The organism is Arthrobacter sp. ISL-28, from assembly GCF_018613875.1.
In the GTDB taxonomy this organism is placed as follows: Bacteria; Actinomycetota; Actinomycetes; order Actinomycetales; family Micrococcaceae; genus Arthrobacter.
On record NZ_JAGGPJ010000012.1, the window covers coordinates 93,276 to 112,089 of the forward strand.

Annotated in this window: 16 protein-coding genes, 1 tRNA gene and 1 pseudogene; 7 read left to right on the forward strand and 11 right to left on the reverse strand. The window is 65.1% G+C overall.

Annotated features, from left to right (window positions below):
• Positions 1–34: 34 nt before the first annotated feature.
• From J7E80_RS09615 to J7E80_RS09650, 8 genes are all read right to left on the reverse strand, one after another.
• Complete coding sequence (locus J7E80_RS09615) at positions 35–790, reverse strand: ABC transporter ATP-binding protein (protein WP_215051245.1); 756 nt, start codon at positions 788–790, stop codon at positions 35–37.
• On the reverse strand, positions 787–3,582 hold the full coding sequence (locus J7E80_RS09620) for an ABC transporter permease (RefSeq protein ID WP_215051246.1): 2,796 nt from the start codon (positions 3,580–3,582) through the stop codon (positions 787–789). The genes J7E80_RS09615 and J7E80_RS09620 overlap by 4 nt, the downstream gene beginning before the upstream one ends.
• Positions 3,583–3,782: 200 nt before the next feature.
• Positions 3,783–5,372, reverse strand: a complete 1,590-nt coding sequence (serA, locus tag J7E80_RS09625) for a phosphoglycerate dehydrogenase (protein ID WP_215051247.1) — start codon at positions 5,370–5,372, stop codon at positions 3,783–3,785.
• A gap of 124 nt (positions 5,373–5,496) precedes the next feature.
• Complete coding sequence (ilvC, locus tag J7E80_RS09630; protein WP_215051248.1) at positions 5,497–6,522, reverse strand: ketol-acid reductoisomerase; 1,026 nt, start codon at positions 6,520–6,522, stop codon at positions 5,497–5,499.
• A 112-nt stretch (positions 6,523–6,634) separates the two neighbouring features.
• The gene (ilvN, locus tag J7E80_RS09635; RefSeq protein WP_108600449.1) at positions 6,635–7,147 is read right to left on the reverse strand and encodes an acetolactate synthase small subunit; all 513 of its coding nucleotides are present in this window, start codon (positions 7,145–7,147) and stop codon (positions 6,635–6,637) included.
• Between the two features lie 2 nt (positions 7,148–7,149).
• The gene (locus J7E80_RS09640) at positions 7,150–9,051 is read right to left on the reverse strand and encodes an acetolactate synthase large subunit (RefSeq protein ID WP_215051249.1); all 1,902 of its coding nucleotides are present in this window, start codon (positions 9,049–9,051) and stop codon (positions 7,150–7,152) included.
• A gap of 404 nt (positions 9,052–9,455) precedes the next feature.
• Positions 9,456–11,177, reverse strand: coding sequence for a dihydroxy-acid dehydratase (gene ilvD / locus J7E80_RS09645; protein WP_215051250.1), 1,722 nt, complete (start codon positions 11,175–11,177; stop codon positions 9,456–9,458).
• Positions 11,178–11,309: 132 nt separating this feature from the next.
• Positions 11,310–12,248 carry a LysR family transcriptional regulator gene (locus J7E80_RS09650; protein WP_215051251.1) on the reverse strand — a complete coding sequence of 313 codons (939 nt, stop codon included), beginning with the start codon at positions 12,246–12,248 and terminating at the stop codon, positions 11,310–11,312.
• Between the two features lie 174 nt (positions 12,249–12,422).
• Between J7E80_RS09650 and J7E80_RS09655 the strand changes: the two genes are divergently transcribed.
• From J7E80_RS09655 to J7E80_RS09665, 3 genes are all read left to right on the forward strand, one after another.
• Complete coding sequence (locus J7E80_RS09655) at positions 12,423–13,451, forward strand: hypothetical protein (RefSeq protein WP_215051252.1); 1,029 nt, start codon at positions 12,423–12,425, stop codon at positions 13,449–13,451.
• A gap of 172 nt (positions 13,452–13,623) precedes the next feature.
• The gene (locus J7E80_RS09660; RefSeq protein ID WP_251036695.1) at positions 13,624–14,757 is read left to right on the forward strand and encodes a sorbosone dehydrogenase family protein; all 1,134 of its coding nucleotides are present in this window, start codon (positions 13,624–13,626) and stop codon (positions 14,755–14,757) included.
• A 116-nt stretch (positions 14,758–14,873) separates the two neighbouring features.
• A tRNA-Lys gene (locus J7E80_RS09665) sits at positions 14,874–14,946 on the forward strand.
• Here J7E80_RS09665 and J7E80_RS23765 read toward each other — a convergent pair.
• A complete protein-coding gene (locus J7E80_RS23765) occupies positions 14,908–15,282 on the reverse strand; it encodes a helix-turn-helix domain-containing protein (protein ID WP_311380795.1) in 375 nt (124 codons plus the stop codon). The genes J7E80_RS09665 and J7E80_RS23765 overlap by 39 nt on opposite strands.
• Complete coding sequence (locus tag J7E80_RS09675) at positions 15,227–15,763, reverse strand: CGNR zinc finger domain-containing protein (RefSeq protein ID WP_215051253.1); 537 nt, start codon at positions 15,761–15,763, stop codon at positions 15,227–15,229. The genes J7E80_RS23765 and J7E80_RS09675 overlap by 56 nt, the downstream gene beginning before the upstream one ends.
• A 25-nt stretch (positions 15,764–15,788) precedes the next feature.
• Between J7E80_RS09675 and J7E80_RS09680 the strand changes: the two genes are divergently transcribed.
• Both J7E80_RS09680 and J7E80_RS09685 read left to right on the forward strand, forming a co-directional pair.
• Positions 15,789–16,457, forward strand: coding sequence for a LysE family translocator (locus J7E80_RS09680; protein WP_251036677.1), 669 nt, complete (start codon positions 15,789–15,791; stop codon positions 16,455–16,457).
• Between the two features lie 6 nt (positions 16,458–16,463).
• Positions 16,464–17,452 (forward strand): annotated as a pseudogene (locus J7E80_RS09685) (IS481 family transposase).
• Here J7E80_RS09685 and J7E80_RS09690 read toward each other — a convergent pair.
• Positions 17,449–18,090, reverse strand: coding sequence for an NADPH-dependent F420 reductase (locus tag J7E80_RS09690; protein ID WP_215051254.1), 642 nt, complete (start codon positions 18,088–18,090; stop codon positions 17,449–17,451). The pseudogene J7E80_RS09685 and the gene J7E80_RS09690 sit on opposite strands and share 4 nt — an antisense overlap.
• Positions 18,091–18,170: 80 nt before the next feature.
• Between J7E80_RS09690 and J7E80_RS09695 the strand changes: the two genes are divergently transcribed.
• Both J7E80_RS09695 and J7E80_RS09700 read left to right on the forward strand, forming a co-directional pair.
• Positions 18,171–18,530, forward strand: a complete 360-nt coding sequence (locus J7E80_RS09695) for a putative quinol monooxygenase (RefSeq protein WP_215051255.1) — start codon at positions 18,171–18,173, stop codon at positions 18,528–18,530.
• A gap of 86 nt (positions 18,531–18,616) precedes the next feature.
• A complete protein-coding gene (locus J7E80_RS09700) occupies positions 18,617–18,775 on the forward strand; it encodes a hypothetical protein (protein WP_215051256.1) in 159 nt (52 codons plus the stop codon).
• Positions 18,776–18,814: the final 39 nt, after the last annotated feature.

The following is an 18,814-nucleotide window of genomic DNA, read 5'->3' on the forward strand; positions in this document are numbered from 1 at the left end:
GGCGGAAAGTTACCTTTAGTGCGGAGGGATGGTTCTAGATCAGTTCAGTCAGCGTATCGCTCAGCCGGACCAATTCGTGGTCGTGTGAAGCAACCAGGACGGCAATGCCATCGGACGTGGTGTCCTTGAGGATGCTGATGATCCTGTTCGCGGAGGCACGGTCAAGGCTGGCCGTTGGCTCATCGACCACCAGGACACGCGTTCCCAGAATCAGGGCACGGGCAATCGCAACCCGCTGGCGTTCGCCGCCGGAAAGCTGGGCGGGCCGGTGCCGCATCCGGCGGCCCAGTCCCACGAGGTCCAGCAGGTCCTTGGCCATGTCCCGGCGCTGGTCCACTTCACCGTCCGGAACGGCGGGCAGCAGCACGTTCTCAAGGGCGCTCATGCCGTCGATCAGCGCGCCGCCCTGGTCGACGTAGCCGATCAGGGCGCGCCTGCGGTCCGCGATCTCGTCATCGCCCATGCTTTCGAGCGACTGGCCTTCCCAAAGCACCCGGCCCGACGTCGGCAGGGTAAGTCCCGCTCCCACTGTCAGGATGCTGGTCTTGCCGGAGCCGCTTCGGCCGGCGACACAGTGCATCTCACCCGCGTCCAGCGTCAGGTCGAGGCCCTCCACCACGCTGACGGCGTCGGCTCCGCCTTTTCCGCCACCGTAGCGGATGGTGATGTTGCTCAGTTCGAGCGGGGTACCGTGATCGGCGGCCTTGACGAGGGTGTTGGCGCGCGTCAGAAGCGAGCTCTCGCCGTCGTCGTTCCCGCGCGTCCGGCGAAGGTTAAGGTCCTTGGTCATTGGACTACTTTCGTTGCAATCGGAATCCAGCAAAGTACAGCCACGAGCCCGGCCAAGGCGGCCCAGAGCGCGGCATAGGGAGCCAGGAGCAGGCCGACTCCCAGGGCACCCAGCACGCCCAGCGGCACCGCCACCGCGCCCACCAGGGCATTTTCAAAGAAACGGACCTGACGCAGCATGTCAGGGTTCCAGCCCATCGCCTCAAGAGTACTCAGGTACTGGCGCTTGGCCTGCAGTTCGAAGCGGCCGGTCACGAGCGTCAGCAGGAGGCCCACGGCAACCCCGGAGGCGCCCAGGACGATGCTCGGCAGGGCGACGCTGGTCGCGGCCACGCCGCTTAGCGCGCTGGCGCCGGCGGCCCGGGGAATATCGATCAGCAGGGCGAGCAGGCCGCCCACTGCCGCCCCGAACACTCCTACGGAGACCGCGAGCGAGATGGCGTTGAAGCGGTTGGTGGTCAGCTGCCTGTTGGCGAAGGTCAGGGGGGAATCGACGGCGATGAGCCGCTCGTCGTGCTGGGGCTCCTGGTCCACTTCTTCGCGGTGGCGGAGCTGCTGCGCGGCAAAGAAGGCGGCAGCCCCGTAAAGGACCAGCACCGATGCCGAGACGATCATCGTGGCGAGATTCCAGCTCAGCAGGCTCAGGACGATGCCCGCCACGGCCAGCAGCCCGGCACCCACGGCGAACTCCTCCAGCACCCAGGAACGGATCCGCCCCTGGGTCCAGCCCATGGCGCGCAGGGTGCCCGCCTCGCGGCGGCGCTGGCGGACGTAGCTCACGATGGAAGCGCCGGTCAGCAGCGCTGCGCCGCACAGGGTGAGGAAGAGCAAGGTGACGTTGGTTGCGGTCAGCGAGCCGGTCACGGCATCGGCGGCATCCTGCCTGACCCATGACTGCCGGACGGTGCCCAGCGCGGACTCCTTGCCGGCGTCGTCCTTCGAGTAGCCGGGGACGAAGATATTGGCGTCCTCACGCGCAGAGCCGGCCACGATCGTGACTTCGAGGCCCATGTCGCGGATCTCGTTAGCAAGCTTCTCAACCTCCGGCTGCGCCTGCTTCCAGCCTCCCGGGGCTGCGGCGCGCACGCGGACGGCGTCAATGACGGAGGCGTTCTTCTCGTACCCCCGGGCGGCCGCGAGGCCGTAGTAGTCCGTGATGGCGCCAGCGGACTGGCTGGCGAGGCCGGTGGCGCTGAGCGACGGTTTGAGCGCGGTCTCCGCGATGTCCTTGCCCTCGGCGTCCTTGATCAGGGTCATCGGTGTGGGATCGTAGCCGCCCAAGGGAAGCCTGTTGACATCCCCGGCTGCCTTCTGGACGGTGGCGGGGTCGAATGTGCCGTACACCATGGCGAGCGGCGCGGCGAGCTTCTTTCCCGTTTCGAGGTTCTCCCGATAGGAGCGTTCATCGACGGGATTACGCTGGGTCTGGTCCACCAGTTCCCCGGCGGCGGTCTTCTCCGGAAGGCGGTTGACCGTTACCCACTCGCCGGGGGTTGCGGTTTTGTCCACGGCTCCATTGCCCGCGGTCGAACCGTCCGTGTACTTGGGTGCCGACGCGAAGTTCGTGGTCCAGGTGGCAGGGGTGTAGAGACCGCGGCCAAAGCTCGCCGGGTTGCCCAGCAGCTGGGAGTGGTCCGTGGACCCCGGCCAGGAGAGGGCGAACGGCGACTTCGAGACGAACGGCAGGTAATCCTTGTCCAGGGAGCGGTCCACCGTCCCGACATCCTTGACCACGTTCCCGGCCTCATCGATTTCCTCGATTTTTACGGAGTATTTCAGGTCCAGGGACGTGCCCGAGCGGACAATCAGCGGAATGGCCTGGGAATCCTCGGTGAGCTGACCCTGAAGCTTCGCCTGTTGGTACTGGGTCATCAGGGGTGCCCAGTACTTTAGCTTGACGCCAAGGAAGTCCGGGCCCTCCTCCAGCTCCTTCATGCCGATGCCGCTGGTGAAGAGGCTTTCAAAGTGGCGGCCCACCGCCTCCGCATTGCGGGCGTCGGCCGGCGGAGCCTTCTCCAGCGGAGCAAGGAAGTCCCCGGCGGTTCCGAGCAGCGCGCGTTCGGAAACGGGGTCGACGGCGACGACGGACTCGGTGACTTCCGGCGCCATGGGCAGGGACACGGAGAGGTTGAAGAGGTTGTGCTCGGAGCCGCCGGCGGGTGCCGGGAACTTGATGCCCGTCTCCCCCTCGGGTCCGGCGATGCGGATGCTCTTGCCGCCGGCCGCCTCCTCTTCAATGAGGCGGCCCTTGCCGAGGGTTCCTTCGGCGGTGGATTTGAAGAGCGTTTGTTGGGAGGAGCCGTCGGAGCTCGTGGCGCTGGCTGTCAGGCGGTACTTCTTGGGGGTGTCGCTCAGAACGGATTCTGGTTCCGGCCATTTGCCGGGATCCGTTGCGCTCGGGTCCCCGGCGGTGGCCGTGCCGACAAGTCCGGAGTTGAAGCCGAGGTAGTCCATCGCTTCAAGCCGCGGGGCTTCAAGGTTCTGGGTGACACGGGACACCAGGCTGATCGGGGCCGCGACCGAGGTGCCGGAAAGGTCCCGGATGCCCTGCAGCTGGTCGAAGCTGATGCCGCCCTGGCCGTTGGCGATCTCCGGCTGCATCAGAGCGCCCCCGGAACCGGCCTTGGCCTGCACCAGGATGTCGTAGAGCCCGCGCGAGTTTTCGTCCACGGTCCGGTTCAGCGCGGCCTGCGACTGATTCTGGATTAGGACGGACAGGCACATGGCGGTGATCAAAATGGCAGCGGTCAGCAGCAGCACTTTGCTTCTGATGAACCTCTGGACGGCGTTCATTGGGCTCCCTGAAACCTGGATGGCGTGCGCACGCCTCATCACCGCTGAAGGTGAAAGTTGTCCCTTGCGGGCGTACAAAAGGTATTGGCCCGTCTGCCGGCAAGATCCTAAATTCGGACCTAGCCATTGTACGCAGACCGGCCAATCATACTTGGCAGGGTGGACTCCGTCGGCGCCGAGTTCACCCTGTGTTCATCTTGCTAGTCTTCGAGATCCACTTCACGCACCATCTCGGCACCGATACCGGCCTTGATGGCGTCAAGGACCTGCTGCGGGACGGAGCTGTCGATCGTCAGCAGCGCCAGCACCTGGCCGCCTTCTGCGTTCCGGGCCACCTGCATGCCGCCGATGTTGATGTTGTTCATGCCCAGGATGTGGCCGATAGTGCCGATAACCCCGGGCCGGTCCGCATAGGAGACCACAACGAGGTGTTCGCTGATGGGGATTTCAACGTCGTAGCCGTTGACGCCGACGAGCTTCTGCACCTGCTTGGGACCGGTCAGAGTGCCGGCGACGGAGATCTGGCTGCCGTCGCTCAGGGCGCCGCGGAGGGTCAGGACGTTGCGGTAGTCCTCGGCATCCGGGGTGGTGATGAGGCGGACATTGATGCCGCGCTGTTCGGCGATGACAGGGGCGTTGACGTAGGAGACCTGTTCGGTGACAACGTCGGCGAAGATGCCCTTCAGGGCGGCAAGCTCCAGGACCTTGACGTCCAGGGCCGCGATTTCACCGGCGACCTCGACGTCGATCTGGGTCAGCGAGTCATGCGTCAGCGCGGTGAAGATGCGGCCAAGCTTCTCGATCAGCGGGATGCCGGGGCGGACATCGGGGGCTATCACGCCGCCGGCAACGTTCACGGCATCGGGCACCAGCTCACCGGCGAGGGCGAGCCGGACGGACTTCGCCACGGAGACGCCGGCTTTTTCCTGGGCTTCGTCCGTGGAGGCGCCCAGGTGCGGGGTCACCACCACGTTGTCCAGCTTGAAGAACGGCAGGTCGGTACTGGGCTCCTGGGCGAAGACGTCCACTGCCGCTCCGGCGATCTGGCCGTCCTGCAGCGCCGTGTAGAGGGCTTCCTCGTCCACGAGTCCGCCGCGGGCGACGTTGATGACGTAGGCCCTGGACTTCATCTTGGTGAAGGCGTCCGCGCCGAGCATGCCGACCGTCTCGGGGGTCTTGGGCATGTGGATCGTGACGAAGTCCGACTGGGCCAGCAGCTCGTCGAGGGTCACCAGTTTCACGCCGAGCTGGGCGGCACGGGCCGAGGTGATGTAGGGGTCATACGCGAGGATTTCCGTGTCGAAGCCCTGGAGCCGGGCGGCCACCAAGGCACCGATGCGGCCCAGGCCGATGATGCCGATCTTTTTCTCGAAGAGTTCGATGCCCGTGTACTTGGAGCGCTTCCATTCGCCGTCCTTGAGGGCAGCGCTGGCCTGCGGGATGTGGCGTGCGAGGCTCAGGATGTGGCCGACGGTGAGCTCGGCGGCGGAGACGATGTTCGACGTCGGGGCATTGACCACCATGACGCCGGCCTGCGTGGCCGCCTTGATGTCAACGTTGTCGAGGCCGACCCCGGCGCGGGCGATGACCTTCAGGTTCTTCGCCGCTGCGATGGCTTCGGCGTCGACCTTCGTGGCGGACCGCACCAGAATGGCGTCAACGTCCGCAATGGCAGAGAGCAGCTGGGAGCGGTCGGCGCCGTCGGTCTGGCGGATTTCAAAGTCCGGGCCAAGGGCCTCGATGGTGGCGGGCGAAAGTTCCTCAGCGAGGAGTACTACGGGTTTTGACACGGCTGATCCTCTGCGTTGCAGTCCTGGGGGGTAAAACTAGTCTAGGCCGACGGAAAGGCCGGGCCCACATTGTGAAGTGTGAACCCGGCCATTTCCGTGCGGTGGGCTATGCGGAAAGCAAGGCCTAACGGGCTACGGAGCCCTCGGTGTAATCGTCGCTGGTCTTGATCCAGGAGAACAGCTTGCGGAGTTCGCGGCCGGTGGCCTCGATCGGGTGGTTCTCACCCTTCTTGCGCAGTTCGGCGAACTCGGGGGCGCCGGCGTCCTGGTCATCGATGAAGCGCTTGGCGAAAGTGCCGTCCTGGATGTCCTTGAGGACAGCCTTCATGTTTTCCTTCACCTCGGGGGTGATGACGCGCGGGCCGGAGACGTAGTCACCGTACTCTGCAGTGTCGGAAACGCTCCAGCGCTGCTTGGCGATGCCGCCTTCGACCATCAGGTCAACGATGAGCTTGAGCTCGTGCAGCACCTCGAAGTAGGCGACCTCGGGCTTGTAGCCGGCCTCGGTAAGGGTCTCGAAGCCGTACTGGATCAGCTGCGAAGCACCGCCGCAAAGGACAGCCTGCTCGCCGAAAAGGTCCGTCTCGGTCTCTTCGGTGAACGTCGTTTCAATGACACCTGCACGGGTGCCGCCGATTGCCTTGGCGTAGGACAGGGCGAGTTCCTTGGCCTTGCCGGAAGCGTTCTGCTCCACGGCGATCAGGTCGGGAACGCCGCGGCCGGCCTCGAACTCGCGGCGCACGATGTGGCCCGGGCCCTTGGGGGCAACGAGCGCGACGTCAACGTCGGCCGGCGGCTGGATGAAGCCGTAGCGGATGTTGAAGCCGTGGCCGAAGAACAGGGCGTCGCCTGCCTGCAGGTTGGGGGCGATGTCCTCGGCGTAGACGTGGCGCTGGACCTGGTCCGGCGTCAGGACCATGATGAGGTCGGCTTCGGCAACGGCGTCGGCGACGTTCAGGACGCGCAGGCCCTCGGCCTCGGCCTTGGCACGGGACTTGGAGCCTTCCTTCAGGCCGACGCGGACGTCAACGCCGGAGTCGCGCAGGCTAAGGGCGTGCGCGTGGCCCTGGGAGCCGTAACCGATGACGGCAACGGTCCGGCCCTGGATGATCGACAGGTCGGCGTCGTCGTCGTAGAACATTTCAGTCACTTGGGTGTCTCCTTTGAGTGGATTCTTTATAGATGGTTGTCTGTGGTGCGGTAATGCATGGGAGCTGCCGCAGGCTTCGGGCTGGGCGTAAGGCTATGCCTTACTCTCGGCCTTACGCGCTGCGTAGCGCCCTGTCACTCATGGAGCGGGATCCCCGTCCAACGGCCAAGGTGCCGGACTGCACAATTTCGCGGATGCCGAAGGGCTCCAGCACTGACAGCAGCGCCGTGAGCTTTTCGGGGTGGCCGGTGGCTTCAATGACTACGGAGTCTGTGGAGACGTCAACCACTGAAGCACGGAACAGGTCTGCAGCCTGGGTCACCTGCAGACGAGTTGCGGCATCCGCACGTACCTTGACCAGGATGTGGTCGCGTTGCACGGAAGATTCGGAGGTCAGTTCAACAATCTTGATCACGTTGATCAGCTTGTTCAACTGCTTGGTGACCTGTTCAATCAGGTCACCGTCGGCGTCGACGACGACGGTCATCCGGGACATGCCCGGTACTTCCGTCGGGCCGACGGCCAGGGAATTGATGTTGAAGGCACGGCGGGCGAAAAGGCTCGCGACGCGGGTCAGCACACCGGGCTTGTCTTCGACCAGAACGGACAGTGTATGGCGGCTCATGATCAGTCCTCCTCTTCCCATTCCGGGGTCATGTTGCGGGCAACCTGGATCTGGTCGTTGCTGACCCCGGCGGGCACCATCGGCCACACCATGGAGTTGGGGCTCACAACGAAGTCAATCACCACGGGGCGGTCATTGATTTCCAGGGCCTTCTGGATGGTGGCGTCGATGTCCTCGTCGCGGTCGCAGCGGAAGGACGCACAGCCGTAGGCCTCACCCAGCTTAACGAAGTCCGGGATGCGGACCGTGTCGTGGCCGGTGTTGAGGTCAGTGTTGGAGTAGCGGCCTTCGTAGAAGAGTGTCTGCCACTGCCGGACCATGCCCAGCGAGGAGTTGTTGATGACGGCAACCTTGATGGGGATCTTGTTAATGGCGCAGGTGGCCAGCTCCTGGTTGGTCATCTGGAAGCAGCCGTCGCCGTCAATGGCCCAGACCACACGGTCCGGCTCCCCCACCTTGGCACCCATGGCTGCGGGAACCGCATAGCCCATGGTGCCGGCACCGCCCGAGTTCAGCCAGGCGTGCGGGCGCTCGTACTTGATGAACTGCGCCGCCCACATCTGGTGCTGGCCCACGCCCGCGACGTAGACGCCTTCCGGGCCGGTCAGGGCGCCGATGCGCTCGATGACCCGCTGCGGGGCGCTGAGCCCGTCCTCGGGTTCAGTCCAGCCCAGCGGATACGTTTCCTTCAGGTTGTTAAGGAAAGCCCACCAGGTCGTGAGATCCGGGGTTCCGGCGCTGCCGAACTGGGTGCGGACGGCTTCCGTGAGCTCGGGGATGATTTCCTTCACGGAGCCCACAATCGGAACGTCGGCCGTGCGGTTCTTGGAGATCTCGGCAGGGTCGATGTCGGCGTGGATCACCTTCGCATTCGGCGCGAACGTCTTCAGGACCCCGGTAACACGGTCATCGAAACGGGCGCCGAGCGTGATCAGGAGGTCCGACTGCTGCAGGGCCGTCACCGCGGACACAGTACCGTGCATGCCGGGCATGCCCACGTGTTGCGGGTGCGAGTCGGGGAAGACGCCCCGGGCCATGAGAGTGGTAACCACAGGGGCGCCGGTCAGCTCGGCCAACTCGCGCAGCTCGGCGGAGGCGTGGGCTTTGACCACGCCGCCGCCCACGTACAGCACGGGTTTGCTGGCAGCACTAATCAGCTTTGCCGCCTCGCGGACCTGCTTGTTGTGGCCGCGGACCACCGGCCGGTAGCCGGGAAGATCGATTTTCGGCGGCCAGGAGAACGTCATCTGGCCCTGCTGCGCATCCTTGGCGACGTCAACAAGGACAGGTCCCGGACGCCCCGTGGAGGCGAGGTGAAAGGCCTCGGCCATCACGTGAGGGATGTCATTGGGGTCCGTCACCAGGAACGAGTGCTTGGTGATCGGCATGGTGATGCCGACAATGTCCGCTTCCTGGAAGGCATCGGTGCCGATGACTCCGCTGGACACTTGGCCCGTGATGGCCACGAGCGGAACGGAGTCCATGTGCGCATCCATGATGGCGGTGACGAGGTTGGTGGCACCGGGGCCCGAGGTGGCGATGCAGACGCCCACCCGCCCGGTGACCATGGCATAGCCTTGCGCGGCGTGGCCGGCTCCCTGTTCGTGACGGACCAGAACGTGGTTCATTTTGGAGGCCATCAGAGGGTCATAGGTGGGCAGGATCGCGCCACCGGGCAAACCGAAAATATCGTCGACGCCGAGTTCTTCGAGCGAACGGACAATAGCTTGCGAGCCGGTCATCACCGTTGGGGGTACAACGTTGTTCGGCCCAAGGACAGGAGAGGCGGCTGCAGCAGTGTCGACTCCGGACTCGGCCGGACGGTCGACGCGTTCCGAAGCCTTGGCGGCTCCAGCGGACTTTGTAGCCATCAGCGAGGGGCTGATCGGCGATCCTTTGCTCATCGGACTCTTCCTTATTGGATCTTGGATTGGGCGGTGCTACATGAAAGCTCAAGCAGCTGCCACGCTGGAAAATAAAAAAACCCCTCAGCCTGGCGGCTTTTCGAGGGGTTGCGCGTGACAGTTCGTTACCAGTCGGGCTATAGAGCCACGCGCTTGGTAAGTACGACAGTGCCCACGGTGGCGCCGACGGTAACGAGTGCGATCATGCGTTCAGTTTTCCCTCTGGTGGGATGCGTGTCAACGGAGCGGCACGCGATCTCACCATGTGGACATCACTGTCCACTTCTTGATCCTTCCCTAAGGGATCAAACCGCTCCCGCCCGTGTAGGCGGCAGGGCTAAATAGGGGTAATGCCGAGGGGCCCCTTGCGGGAGGCGCTCAGCGCCTCCCGCAAGGGGAAGGCATCACCCGCAGTATGCGCCGGTGGAGGCGCTGTGCACCAGCTTGGCGTACTTGGCCAGGACACCCTTGGTGAACTTGGCCGGGAGCGGTTCCCAGCCTTCCTTGCGGGAGGCCAGCTCGGCGTCGTCGACCAACAGGTCGAAGGTGCGGGCGGCGATGTCCACCCGGATGCGGTCGCCGTCCTTGACGAAGGCGATCGGACCGCCGTCGACCGCTTCCGGCGCAACGTGGCCGATGCACAGGCCCGTGGTGCCGCCGGAGAAGCGGCCGTCCGTCAGGAGCAGGACATCCTTGCCGAGGCCCGCGCCCTTGATGGCGCCGGTGATGGCCAGCATCTCGCGCATTCCCGGGCCGCCCTTGGGTCCTTCGTAGCGGATCACCACGACGTCGCCCTTCTGGATCCGGCCGTTGTCCAGCGCGTCCAGGGCGCCCTGCTCGCGTTCGAAGACGCGGGCCGTGCCCTCGAAAACGTCGGCGTCGAAGCCTGCGCTCTTAACCACCGCGCCCTCGGGGGCCATGGAACCGTGCAGGATGGTGATGCCGCCGGTCTTGTGGATCGGGTTGTCCAGGGCGCGCAGGATCTTGCCGTCCAGGTCCGGCGGATTGATGGCCGCCAGGTTTTCGGCGACGGTCTTGCCCGTCACGGTGAGGCAGTCACCGTGCAGCAGGCCGGCGTCGAGCAGCGCGCGCATGATGACCGGCACGCCGCCGATTTTGTCGACGTCGGTCATGACGTAGCGGCCGAACGGCTTGAGGTCACCCAGGTGCGGGATCTTGTCTCCGATGCGGTTGAAGTCATCAAGGCTCAGTTCGACTTCGGCTTCACGGGCGATCGCCAGCAGGTGCAGGACAGCGTTGGTGGAGCCGCCGAACGCCATGGTGACGGCGATCGCGTTCTCGAAGGCCTTCTTTGTCATGATGTCCCGTGCCGTGATGCCGAGGCGGAGCAGGTTCACCACCGCTTCGCCGGACTTGCGGGCAAATTCATCACGACGGCGGTCTGCCGAGGGCGGCGCCGCCGAGCCGGGCAGGGACATGCCCAGGGCTTCGCCGATACAGGCCATCGTGTTGGCTGTGTACATGCCGCCGCAGGCGCCTTCACCCGGGCAGATGGCCTTCTCGATGCGGTCCAGGTCCTCGCGGCTCATCTTCCCGGCAGCGCACGCACCGACAGCCTCGAAGGCGTCGATCAGCGTGACCTCCTTTTCGGAGCCGTCCTCCAGCTTGACCCAGCCCGGCATGATGGAACCGGCGTAAAGGAACACGCTGGCCAGGTCCAGACGCGCCGCGGCCATCAGCATGCCCGGCAGCGACTTGTCACAGCCCGCAAGCAGCACTGAACCGTCGATCCGCTCGGCCTGCATCACCGTTTCCACCGAGTCAGCAATTACCTCACGGGAAACCAGCGAGAAGTGCATGCCCTCGTGGCCCATGGAGATGCCGTCGGAAACGGAGATCGTGCCGAACTGCATCGGGAACCCGCCGCCCGCGTGGACGCCCTCTTTGGCGCCCTGGGCCAGCCGGTTCAGGGAGAGGTTGCACGGAGTGATTTCATTCCATGAGCTCGCAACGCCGATCTGCGGCTTGGCGAAGTCATCATCGCCCATTCCCACGGCCCGGAACATCCCACGTGCCGGAGCCGCATGAATGCCGTCGGTGACAACCCGGCTCCGGGGTTTGATGTCAGGTTTGTTGTCGGTTTCGATCAGGGTGTCCTCACTCATGGGTCAAAGTCTATGACTCCCATCGACGGGCCAACGACCCGGCCGGGCCCTTTAAGCGCAATTCCGGGAATATTTCGATCAAATGCTGGACTCTTGTCTCGAATAGTGGAACCGGTAGGCGCTGGGAAAACTTCACGGGCGTGTGCCAGGTGACGCCCGCCGCAGCTGATCCGTCAATTGCTGCGCTTCAGTCGTGAGCATGTCCAACACGTGCCGGATGGTGGTCCGGGCCGCCACATCCGGCCGGGCAAGGGCCACGATGCTCCTCCGCGCCGTGACTCCGGTGAGCGGGCGGAGGACGAATCCCCTCCCCTGGTTCCTCAGTGAGGTGTATCGGGGCAGCAGGGACAGACCGTGACCCGCGCTGACCAGTGCCTCGAGCACCCGCAGGTCAGCGAACAACTGGGCACGTACTGCCGTGGCGCCCGCCTGCGCCTCGATTTGCCGGAGCACGGTGTCGAACGGAAAGCCTTCCGGGACTCCCATCCAGGGAAACCCCACCACGTCCTGAGCAGTCAGACTGGACTTCGAGGCCAGCACGTGGCTTGCAGGGATGGCGACGTCCAGCGGTTCATCCAGGAGCGGAACCACGACCAGGCCCCGCCGTTCAAAGACTTCCGGTCCGTCCACGCTGTGGGCCAGAACAATATCGTAGTCGGCCGCCAGACCGGCGAACCCGGCCACCCCCGGATCCTCCAGGTGCGCTTCGAAGCGCAGCCCGTCGATCCCCTTCACCCTGTGCAGGAGCCCTGGCAGCAGCATTTCCGCGGCACTGGGGAAGAACGCCGCCTTCACCTGGGTCTGCCATCCCCTGCGGTAGGTATCCACGGTCGCCTCTGCCCTGGCCATCGCGACGGCCACCTCGGCTGCGGCCAAGGCCATGGCAGAGCCGGCCTCCGTAAGCCGCACGCCACGGCCGGACTTCTCCACCAGTGCGACCCCCAGCTCATCCTGAAGTGTTTTGAGCTGCTGTGAAACTGCAGACGGCGTCACACCCAGCGCGTCGGCCGCGGCTCCCACGGAGCCGCGGTCCGCCAGTTCCCTGAGGATGCGTAGACGCTTGAAATCCATTAAGCGAGGCTACGTGATGGCCGGGGTACTGCTGAACCCCCCTACCGCTCCGCAGGCCAGGGGCAGGCCGGCCAAGGAGCACAGACGGGCATTGACAAAACCTAGACAGCCGTATTGACAGCGACGTACCGTCAAGCAACGGCAACCTCGCCTTACGGACAGAAGGGCTTTGCTATGGAGTGGATTATCTGGGTCATCGTCATCGTGTTGATCATTGCCGTCGTCTGGTGGCTTCTGAACCGCAATTCGAGCACCACCGCGGGAACCCGCGACGCGGCCGGGACGGACCAGGTAACTCCCTCGCCTTCCCAGGCCAGCACGGCCAGGCCCCGCGCCGAAGCAGCGGGTAAGCAGACGGCCGGTGCCGGGGTAGCGGAACCGGGCATCCAGGCGGCCGGGGGTGCCGCTATCGCAGCCGCGGCAGGGACAGCGGGAACGGGCGGCGCAACACGCGTCGAAGAACCTGGCCAGACGGACACATCCTGGCCAGAGGGCACAGCACCTGCCCGTCAGGACTCCTCCCCCACAGCGTCCCGGCCCAACCCGGAGGATGTGGAACCGGACATCGAATCCTGGGACGCCGCCACTCCCCGCACCGCTGCAGGAACGCCCGCGCCGTCGGGGGGCGACGTGGATGACTGGGACGACGACGAGGATAAAGCCGAATGGGAGACGCAATGGTCAGAAGCAGGTCCCGGAACCGGACCTGGAACCCGGACAGGCACGGCCGAGCCCCGGCCGGCCGCGGAGTCCGCGTCAGCTGCGCCTGCCGCACCCGTCCATCACCCTGAATACACCGAGCCCCACGCCCCCACCCTCCCCGGGGCGGAGTCGGCGGCCGCCGATGCTTTGGACGCGGAGGCAGAGACACAGCAGCGGATGGAGTCGTCGGCAGTCACCGAGGCGGCCGCGAGCCATGGTGCCGAGCCTGCCGGCCATGAGGCTGGCCCTGCTGCGGCGCCAATGGGTGACACTCCGGCTGGCGAGGACGCTACCGGCCAGCCCTATGGCGAGGGGTCGGCTGCGGCCGCAGCCGACGGCAGCGGCCCCGAAGGCTACACGGTCAAGGCTGATGCCGGCTCGATGACCTACTACGAAGAGGACAGCGCCGGCTATGACGAGGCCCGCGCGGAAGTGTGGTTCCTCTCCCCCGCACATGCCGAAGCAGCCGGTTTCCGTGCTCCCCGCCGGATGCGGCGCTGACAGGGCCGCCCACGGCGGACCGCTGACAGAGCGGCCCACGACGGACCGCTACGGGCACTGGCAACCACGGCCGGGCAGGACCATGATCACGGACAGGACGCGCAGCACCAGGGCCGGTACTTCGCTGGCTTGCCCCGACAGGCCAACGCAGGCTGGAGCGGGCGCGGCGGCCATGGCCGTGGTGCTCGCGCTTGCGGGCTGCACCGGACCCGGCCCCGGGCCTACGGGCGGGAATAGCCCATCGCCTACCGCCACAACTGGCGCAGGCAGCACAGCCCCCGCGTCTCCCGGAACTCCCGGGACGCCGACGGCGAGTCCCGGGTCAGTCACTGCAACCACCCCCGGGCAGCCCCGGGTCCGCACCACAATAGAGGGCCTGCAGTTGCCCTGGTCCACGGTCTTCTTGCCGGACGGGACCGCGGTGATATCCGAGCGTGATTCTGCGCTCCTGAAGTCCGTGCAGAATGGCAGGATCAGCACCGTCGGCGAGGTGCCTGGCGTGGTTCCCGGCGGTGAGGGCGGGCTCATGGGTCTTGCCCTGTCCCCCGACTACGCCTCCGACAAGTTGCTGTATGTCTACTTCACTGCAGCCGAGGACAACCGGATTGCCCGGGTGCGCATCGAGAGTGCCGGAACAGGCGGCGGACTCCAACTGGGCGCCCCGCAGATCATTTTCTCCGGCATTTCCAAGGCTTCCACACATAACGGCGGCAGGATCCGTTTTGGCCCTGACGGCTATCTCTATGTGGGGACCGGCGATTCGCAGCGCCGCGAACAGCCCCAGGACCGGAACGCCCTGGGCGGGAAGATCCTTCGACTGACAAAGGACGGGAAGCCGGCACCGGGAAATCCGTTCCCAAACAATCCCGTCTACAGCCTGGGGCACCGGAACGTCCAAGGCCTCGCCTGGGACAGCGAAGGCCGGCTCTGGGTCAGCGAGTTCGGCCCAGAGGTCAACGACGAACTCAACCTGATCCAAGCCGGCGGAAACTACGGCTGGCCCGAGGTCACCGGCGCACCCGGGCGCCGGGAGTTCATCGATGCCAAAGTCGTCTGGCCCTCCACAGCCGAGTCATCCCCCAGCGGCTTGGAGATCGTCGGCAATACGGCCTTCCTGGGCGCCCTCCGCGGCCAGCGAATCTGGAGCGTTCCGCTTGAGGGCGAAAATGCCGGCACCCCTGTGGCCCATTTCACACGTCAATACGGCCGTATCCGGAGCGTTTCGTTGGCCCCGAACGGGGAACTGTGGGCCCTGACCAACAACAACAACCCTGATTCCGTGCTGATTTTGAGCCTATCCGGCTAGTCGCGCGGGACCGTGCGGGCTCGATTTCACACGCGCCAAAAGTTCGTGTAGAGTTACATGTCGTTGCGGAGGTCAACGAGGGAAACAAAAGCCCACGGTTGAACGAAACAGCAGCTGCACCTCTAGCTCAATTGGCAGAGCAATTGACTCTTAATCAATGGGTTCCGGGTTCAAGTCCCGGGGGGTGCACAGATGAGGAACCCCGTCTTTATCGGCCACAAGCCATAAAGGCGGGGTTTCGTTTTGCCCGAAAACAGCCGGCCTGAGTTGGCCTTCAACCCGTGCGTCCGGGTCTGACGGAAGACGAAATCGCCGAGACTCTCGAGGCAGCCATTCCCACGCCGGGTCGTACACGAATAGGTCTCCGACCTGGCAGTCCAGTGCTTCACAAATTGCTGCCAGGGTGGAGAACCGGATCGCTGGTGTTGACTCGCAGCGCCTAGATGTACTGCCCGGACACGTTGATTGATCAGGCCGACTGGGTGGCGTTCCTTGAGCGGGTGCGGTGGCGTCGGACGGCGTCACGGCTGGCGCATCGTGGTGAGCAGTAGCGCTGAGTGCCGTTGCGCGAGATGTCCACGATCACGTTCAGGCATGGATTCGAGGCGCAGCGCCCGAGGCGGTTGATGCCACGCGTGGTCAGGTGGAGTGCTGTCCCGACGGCGAACACCGAGTGGAGGACCAGGGGCAGGTCGTCGTCGGTGTCGCGGTAATGCAGGTGCCATCCCTCGCGGTTGTGGTCGGTCAGGCGTGGGTAGGCCGAGACAGCCGCCATCTGCTGGTTCAGCAGGTCGGCGCGTTCATCAGCGCTGTCGGCGTCCACAACGGTCAACCATTGGTCGAGGACGTCTCTGCAGCGGGCGTGGTCGCCGGGCCGCTCGGGGAAGGGCATCGTCATGCCGTGCTCACGAGTGCGGGCAACGATGCCTGCGCGGTCCGAGGGCCAGTCGTTCGCCAACGATTGCGCGAGGAGTACCGCGTACTCACCGTAAGGGTTGAGATGCATAAGGCCATTACATCAGAGTGAAGCCATGATGACTCCCTTGATGATGTTTCCGGTATCCGCGCAGGCGGCCCTCGGGATGGTGGCCACTGCTCTGGCGATGGTGCTCACCCCCGGACCCAACATGATGTACCTCGCCTCACGCAGCATCGGACAGGGCCGACGCGCGGGGCTGGTGTCGTTGGCCGGAACCGGCGTGGGCTTCGCGATCTACATGCTGATGGCCAACCTCGGCCTGGCCATCGTGTTCGTAGCTGTCCCGTGGGTGTTCATCGGGTTCAAGGCAGCTGGCGTCGCCTACTTGGCCTGGTTGTCGTGGCAGGCGCTCCGCCGAGGCGGCGCCGGCGTCTTCGAGGTCCGCGACCTGCCCCCAGACAGCGACTGGCGACTGTTCCGGATGGGGCTGGTCACCAACCTGCTCAACCCCAAGGCCGCGATCATGTACCTGACGCTAATCCCCCAGTTCATCAACCCGAACCGGGGGCATCAACTCACACAGGGCGTGGCCCTCGGCCTGCTGCAGATCGGCGTCAGCATCACCATCAACGCGCTCATCGTGATGGGTGCCGGGTCGATCGCCGCTTTCCTCGCTCGCCGCCCCGCCTGGACGATCTGGCAGCGGCGCATCACCGGCACACTGCTCGGCGCTGTCACGATCATGCTTGCTCGGGAAGTTCCTGCCCGAGCCCACATCTGAGCTGCCATGTCGCACCAAAACGCCGCACTCACGCCCCGCCATCGCCTCAAGGTCGCCCAGCTCGTCGGCGAAGAAAGCTGGCCGATCAGCGAAGTCGCTGCCCCGCTTCCAAGTCTCCTGGCCCACGGTCAAACGTTGGGTCGACCGGTACCTCGCTGGCGAGCCTATGCACGACCGCTCGTCACGCCCGAAGACCTCGCCGAACAAGACGAACAAACCGGTGACGAGGCGCTGCGTGAGCCTACGCATGCGGCTGAGGGAAGGGCCGGTCCAGCTCGCCGCGCGGCTCGGGATCGCCCCATCAACGGTCCACCGCATACTGCGATTGGCGCACCTGAACCGGCTGTCCTACGTCGACCGCGCGTACCGGCGAACCAATCCGCCGGTACGAGCACGACCACCCCGGCTCGCTCGTGCACGTCGACGTGAAGAAGCTCGGGAACATCCCCGACGGCGGCGGCTGGCGGTATGTCGGCCGCCGCCAAGGCGAGAAGAACCGCTCAGCCACCCCGGACAAGCCGAAGAGCAAGTGGAACAACCCCAAGCTCGGCTACGCGTTCGTGCACACGGTCATCGACGACCACTCCCGCGTCGCCTACACCGAGGTCCACGATGACGAGACAGCAGTAACCGCCGTCGGCGTCCTACACCGGGCCGTCGGGTGGTTCGCCGAGCGTGGGGTCACCATCGAGCGGGTCCTATCCGACAACGGCGGCGCGTATCGGTCTTACCTGTGGCGCGACACGTGCGAGGCCCTGTCGATCCGCCCGAAGTTCACCCGCCCATACCGACCACAGACGAACGGGAAGGTGGAGCGCTTCCACCGCACGATGGCCGACGGGTGGGCCTACGCCCGCTGCTACGCCAGCGAGCAAGAACGCCGCGACGCGCTCCCCAGCTGGCTCCATCAGTACAACCAGCATCGGCCCCACACGGCCTGCGGGAACCAGCCGCCCTTCTCACGATTGATCAACGTCCCCGAGCAGTACACCTAGATAGTCCGCGTTGCCAGGGCCAGGTTCTCCTTGAGCTCGGCAGCGTTCTGGCGGATGACGTAGGCCGGGCGGTCACGCTCGGCACGCCAACTCTCGGACAATGGGCCGATGTTGACGGTGTCGAAGCCGAACTCGTCATACAGCTCGGTCACCAAATCGCTGGCTTCGAGGTAGTCGCTGGCGGTGGCGAGTGCCCGGCGGTTTTCAGTGCCGGCGGGAGTGCCGTCGCTGGTAATTTCCTGGGCCATGATGTGGTTGAAGCCCTTGGCGACCTTGGCAGCGGGCAGGAGTTTCTGCAGCAGCCCTGACGTGGTTTCTTCACCGCTGTCGAGGGCCGGGAAATGGCCGTCGCGTTCCCAGTAGTAGTTGTTGGTGTCGATCACGATCTTGCCTGCCAGAGACTCCACGGGAATGTCGCCGATGCTCTTGAGGGGAACGGTGACGACGGCGAACTCACCTGCCGCGGCCGCCTCGGCCGGCGTCGCGGACCGTGCCCGGGGTCCCAACTCCGCAACGAGGCCCGCTAACGTTTCCGGGCCCCTCGAATTGCTGATCACTACCTCATAGCCCAGCTCCAGCGCCTTGCGGGCAATCTGGCTTCCAATGTGTCCTGCACCGATGATTCCGATTGTCGTCATGTCCGGGCAACAGGAACCCAGCCAGAGTTATTTCGGACGTTACGTAATACTGCCGGAGGGTTTGGGTTAGCGTGGGTCCCATGACCTTTGCGAATGTGGGGAACCTGGGGACGAAACCCGGCCAGCGTGACGCCGTAGTGGCCATCCTGCTCCGGCCCATGCCCGTGTTGCGGGATGCCGGGTGTCTGCTCTATGAAGTAGGCATCAACGATGACCAGCCGGACAACGTGTATGTCTGCGAGCTCTGGGAATCCCCTGAGGCTCACCAGGCCTCGCTGCAGTTGCCCGGTGTCCAGGGCGCCATCCAGGAGGCAATGCCTCTTCTGTCCGGCGAGATGGGCGGCAGTCAGTTCACGGTTCTTGGCTCTCCGATTGCCGGCCCCCGAGCCCGACACAGCCGGGACGTCGACGAGGTCCTGTTCCGATCCGGCGGTGAGTAGTGACAGTCGGGGCCAGCAGCGCTTTCAGGTTGGCTCGGGCCGTGTCCTTGCCCGCTGGCACGCCCGGGCTGTCATATCTTCTTGGTATGGCTGAGGAACGCCCCGGGGAACTGACCGGGCAGATATCGATCAATGAACTGCTGATCGCCATGGGTGAAGCGCCCGTGGTCAGCATGGTTGACCTGACGGTACCCGACAACGCCTCATCCCTCACGGATGGTCCGCCCACGCTGCCCGGACTCTGACCCCGCCAAGAAAGTTCGCTACTGCCGGTCGCAAGTGCG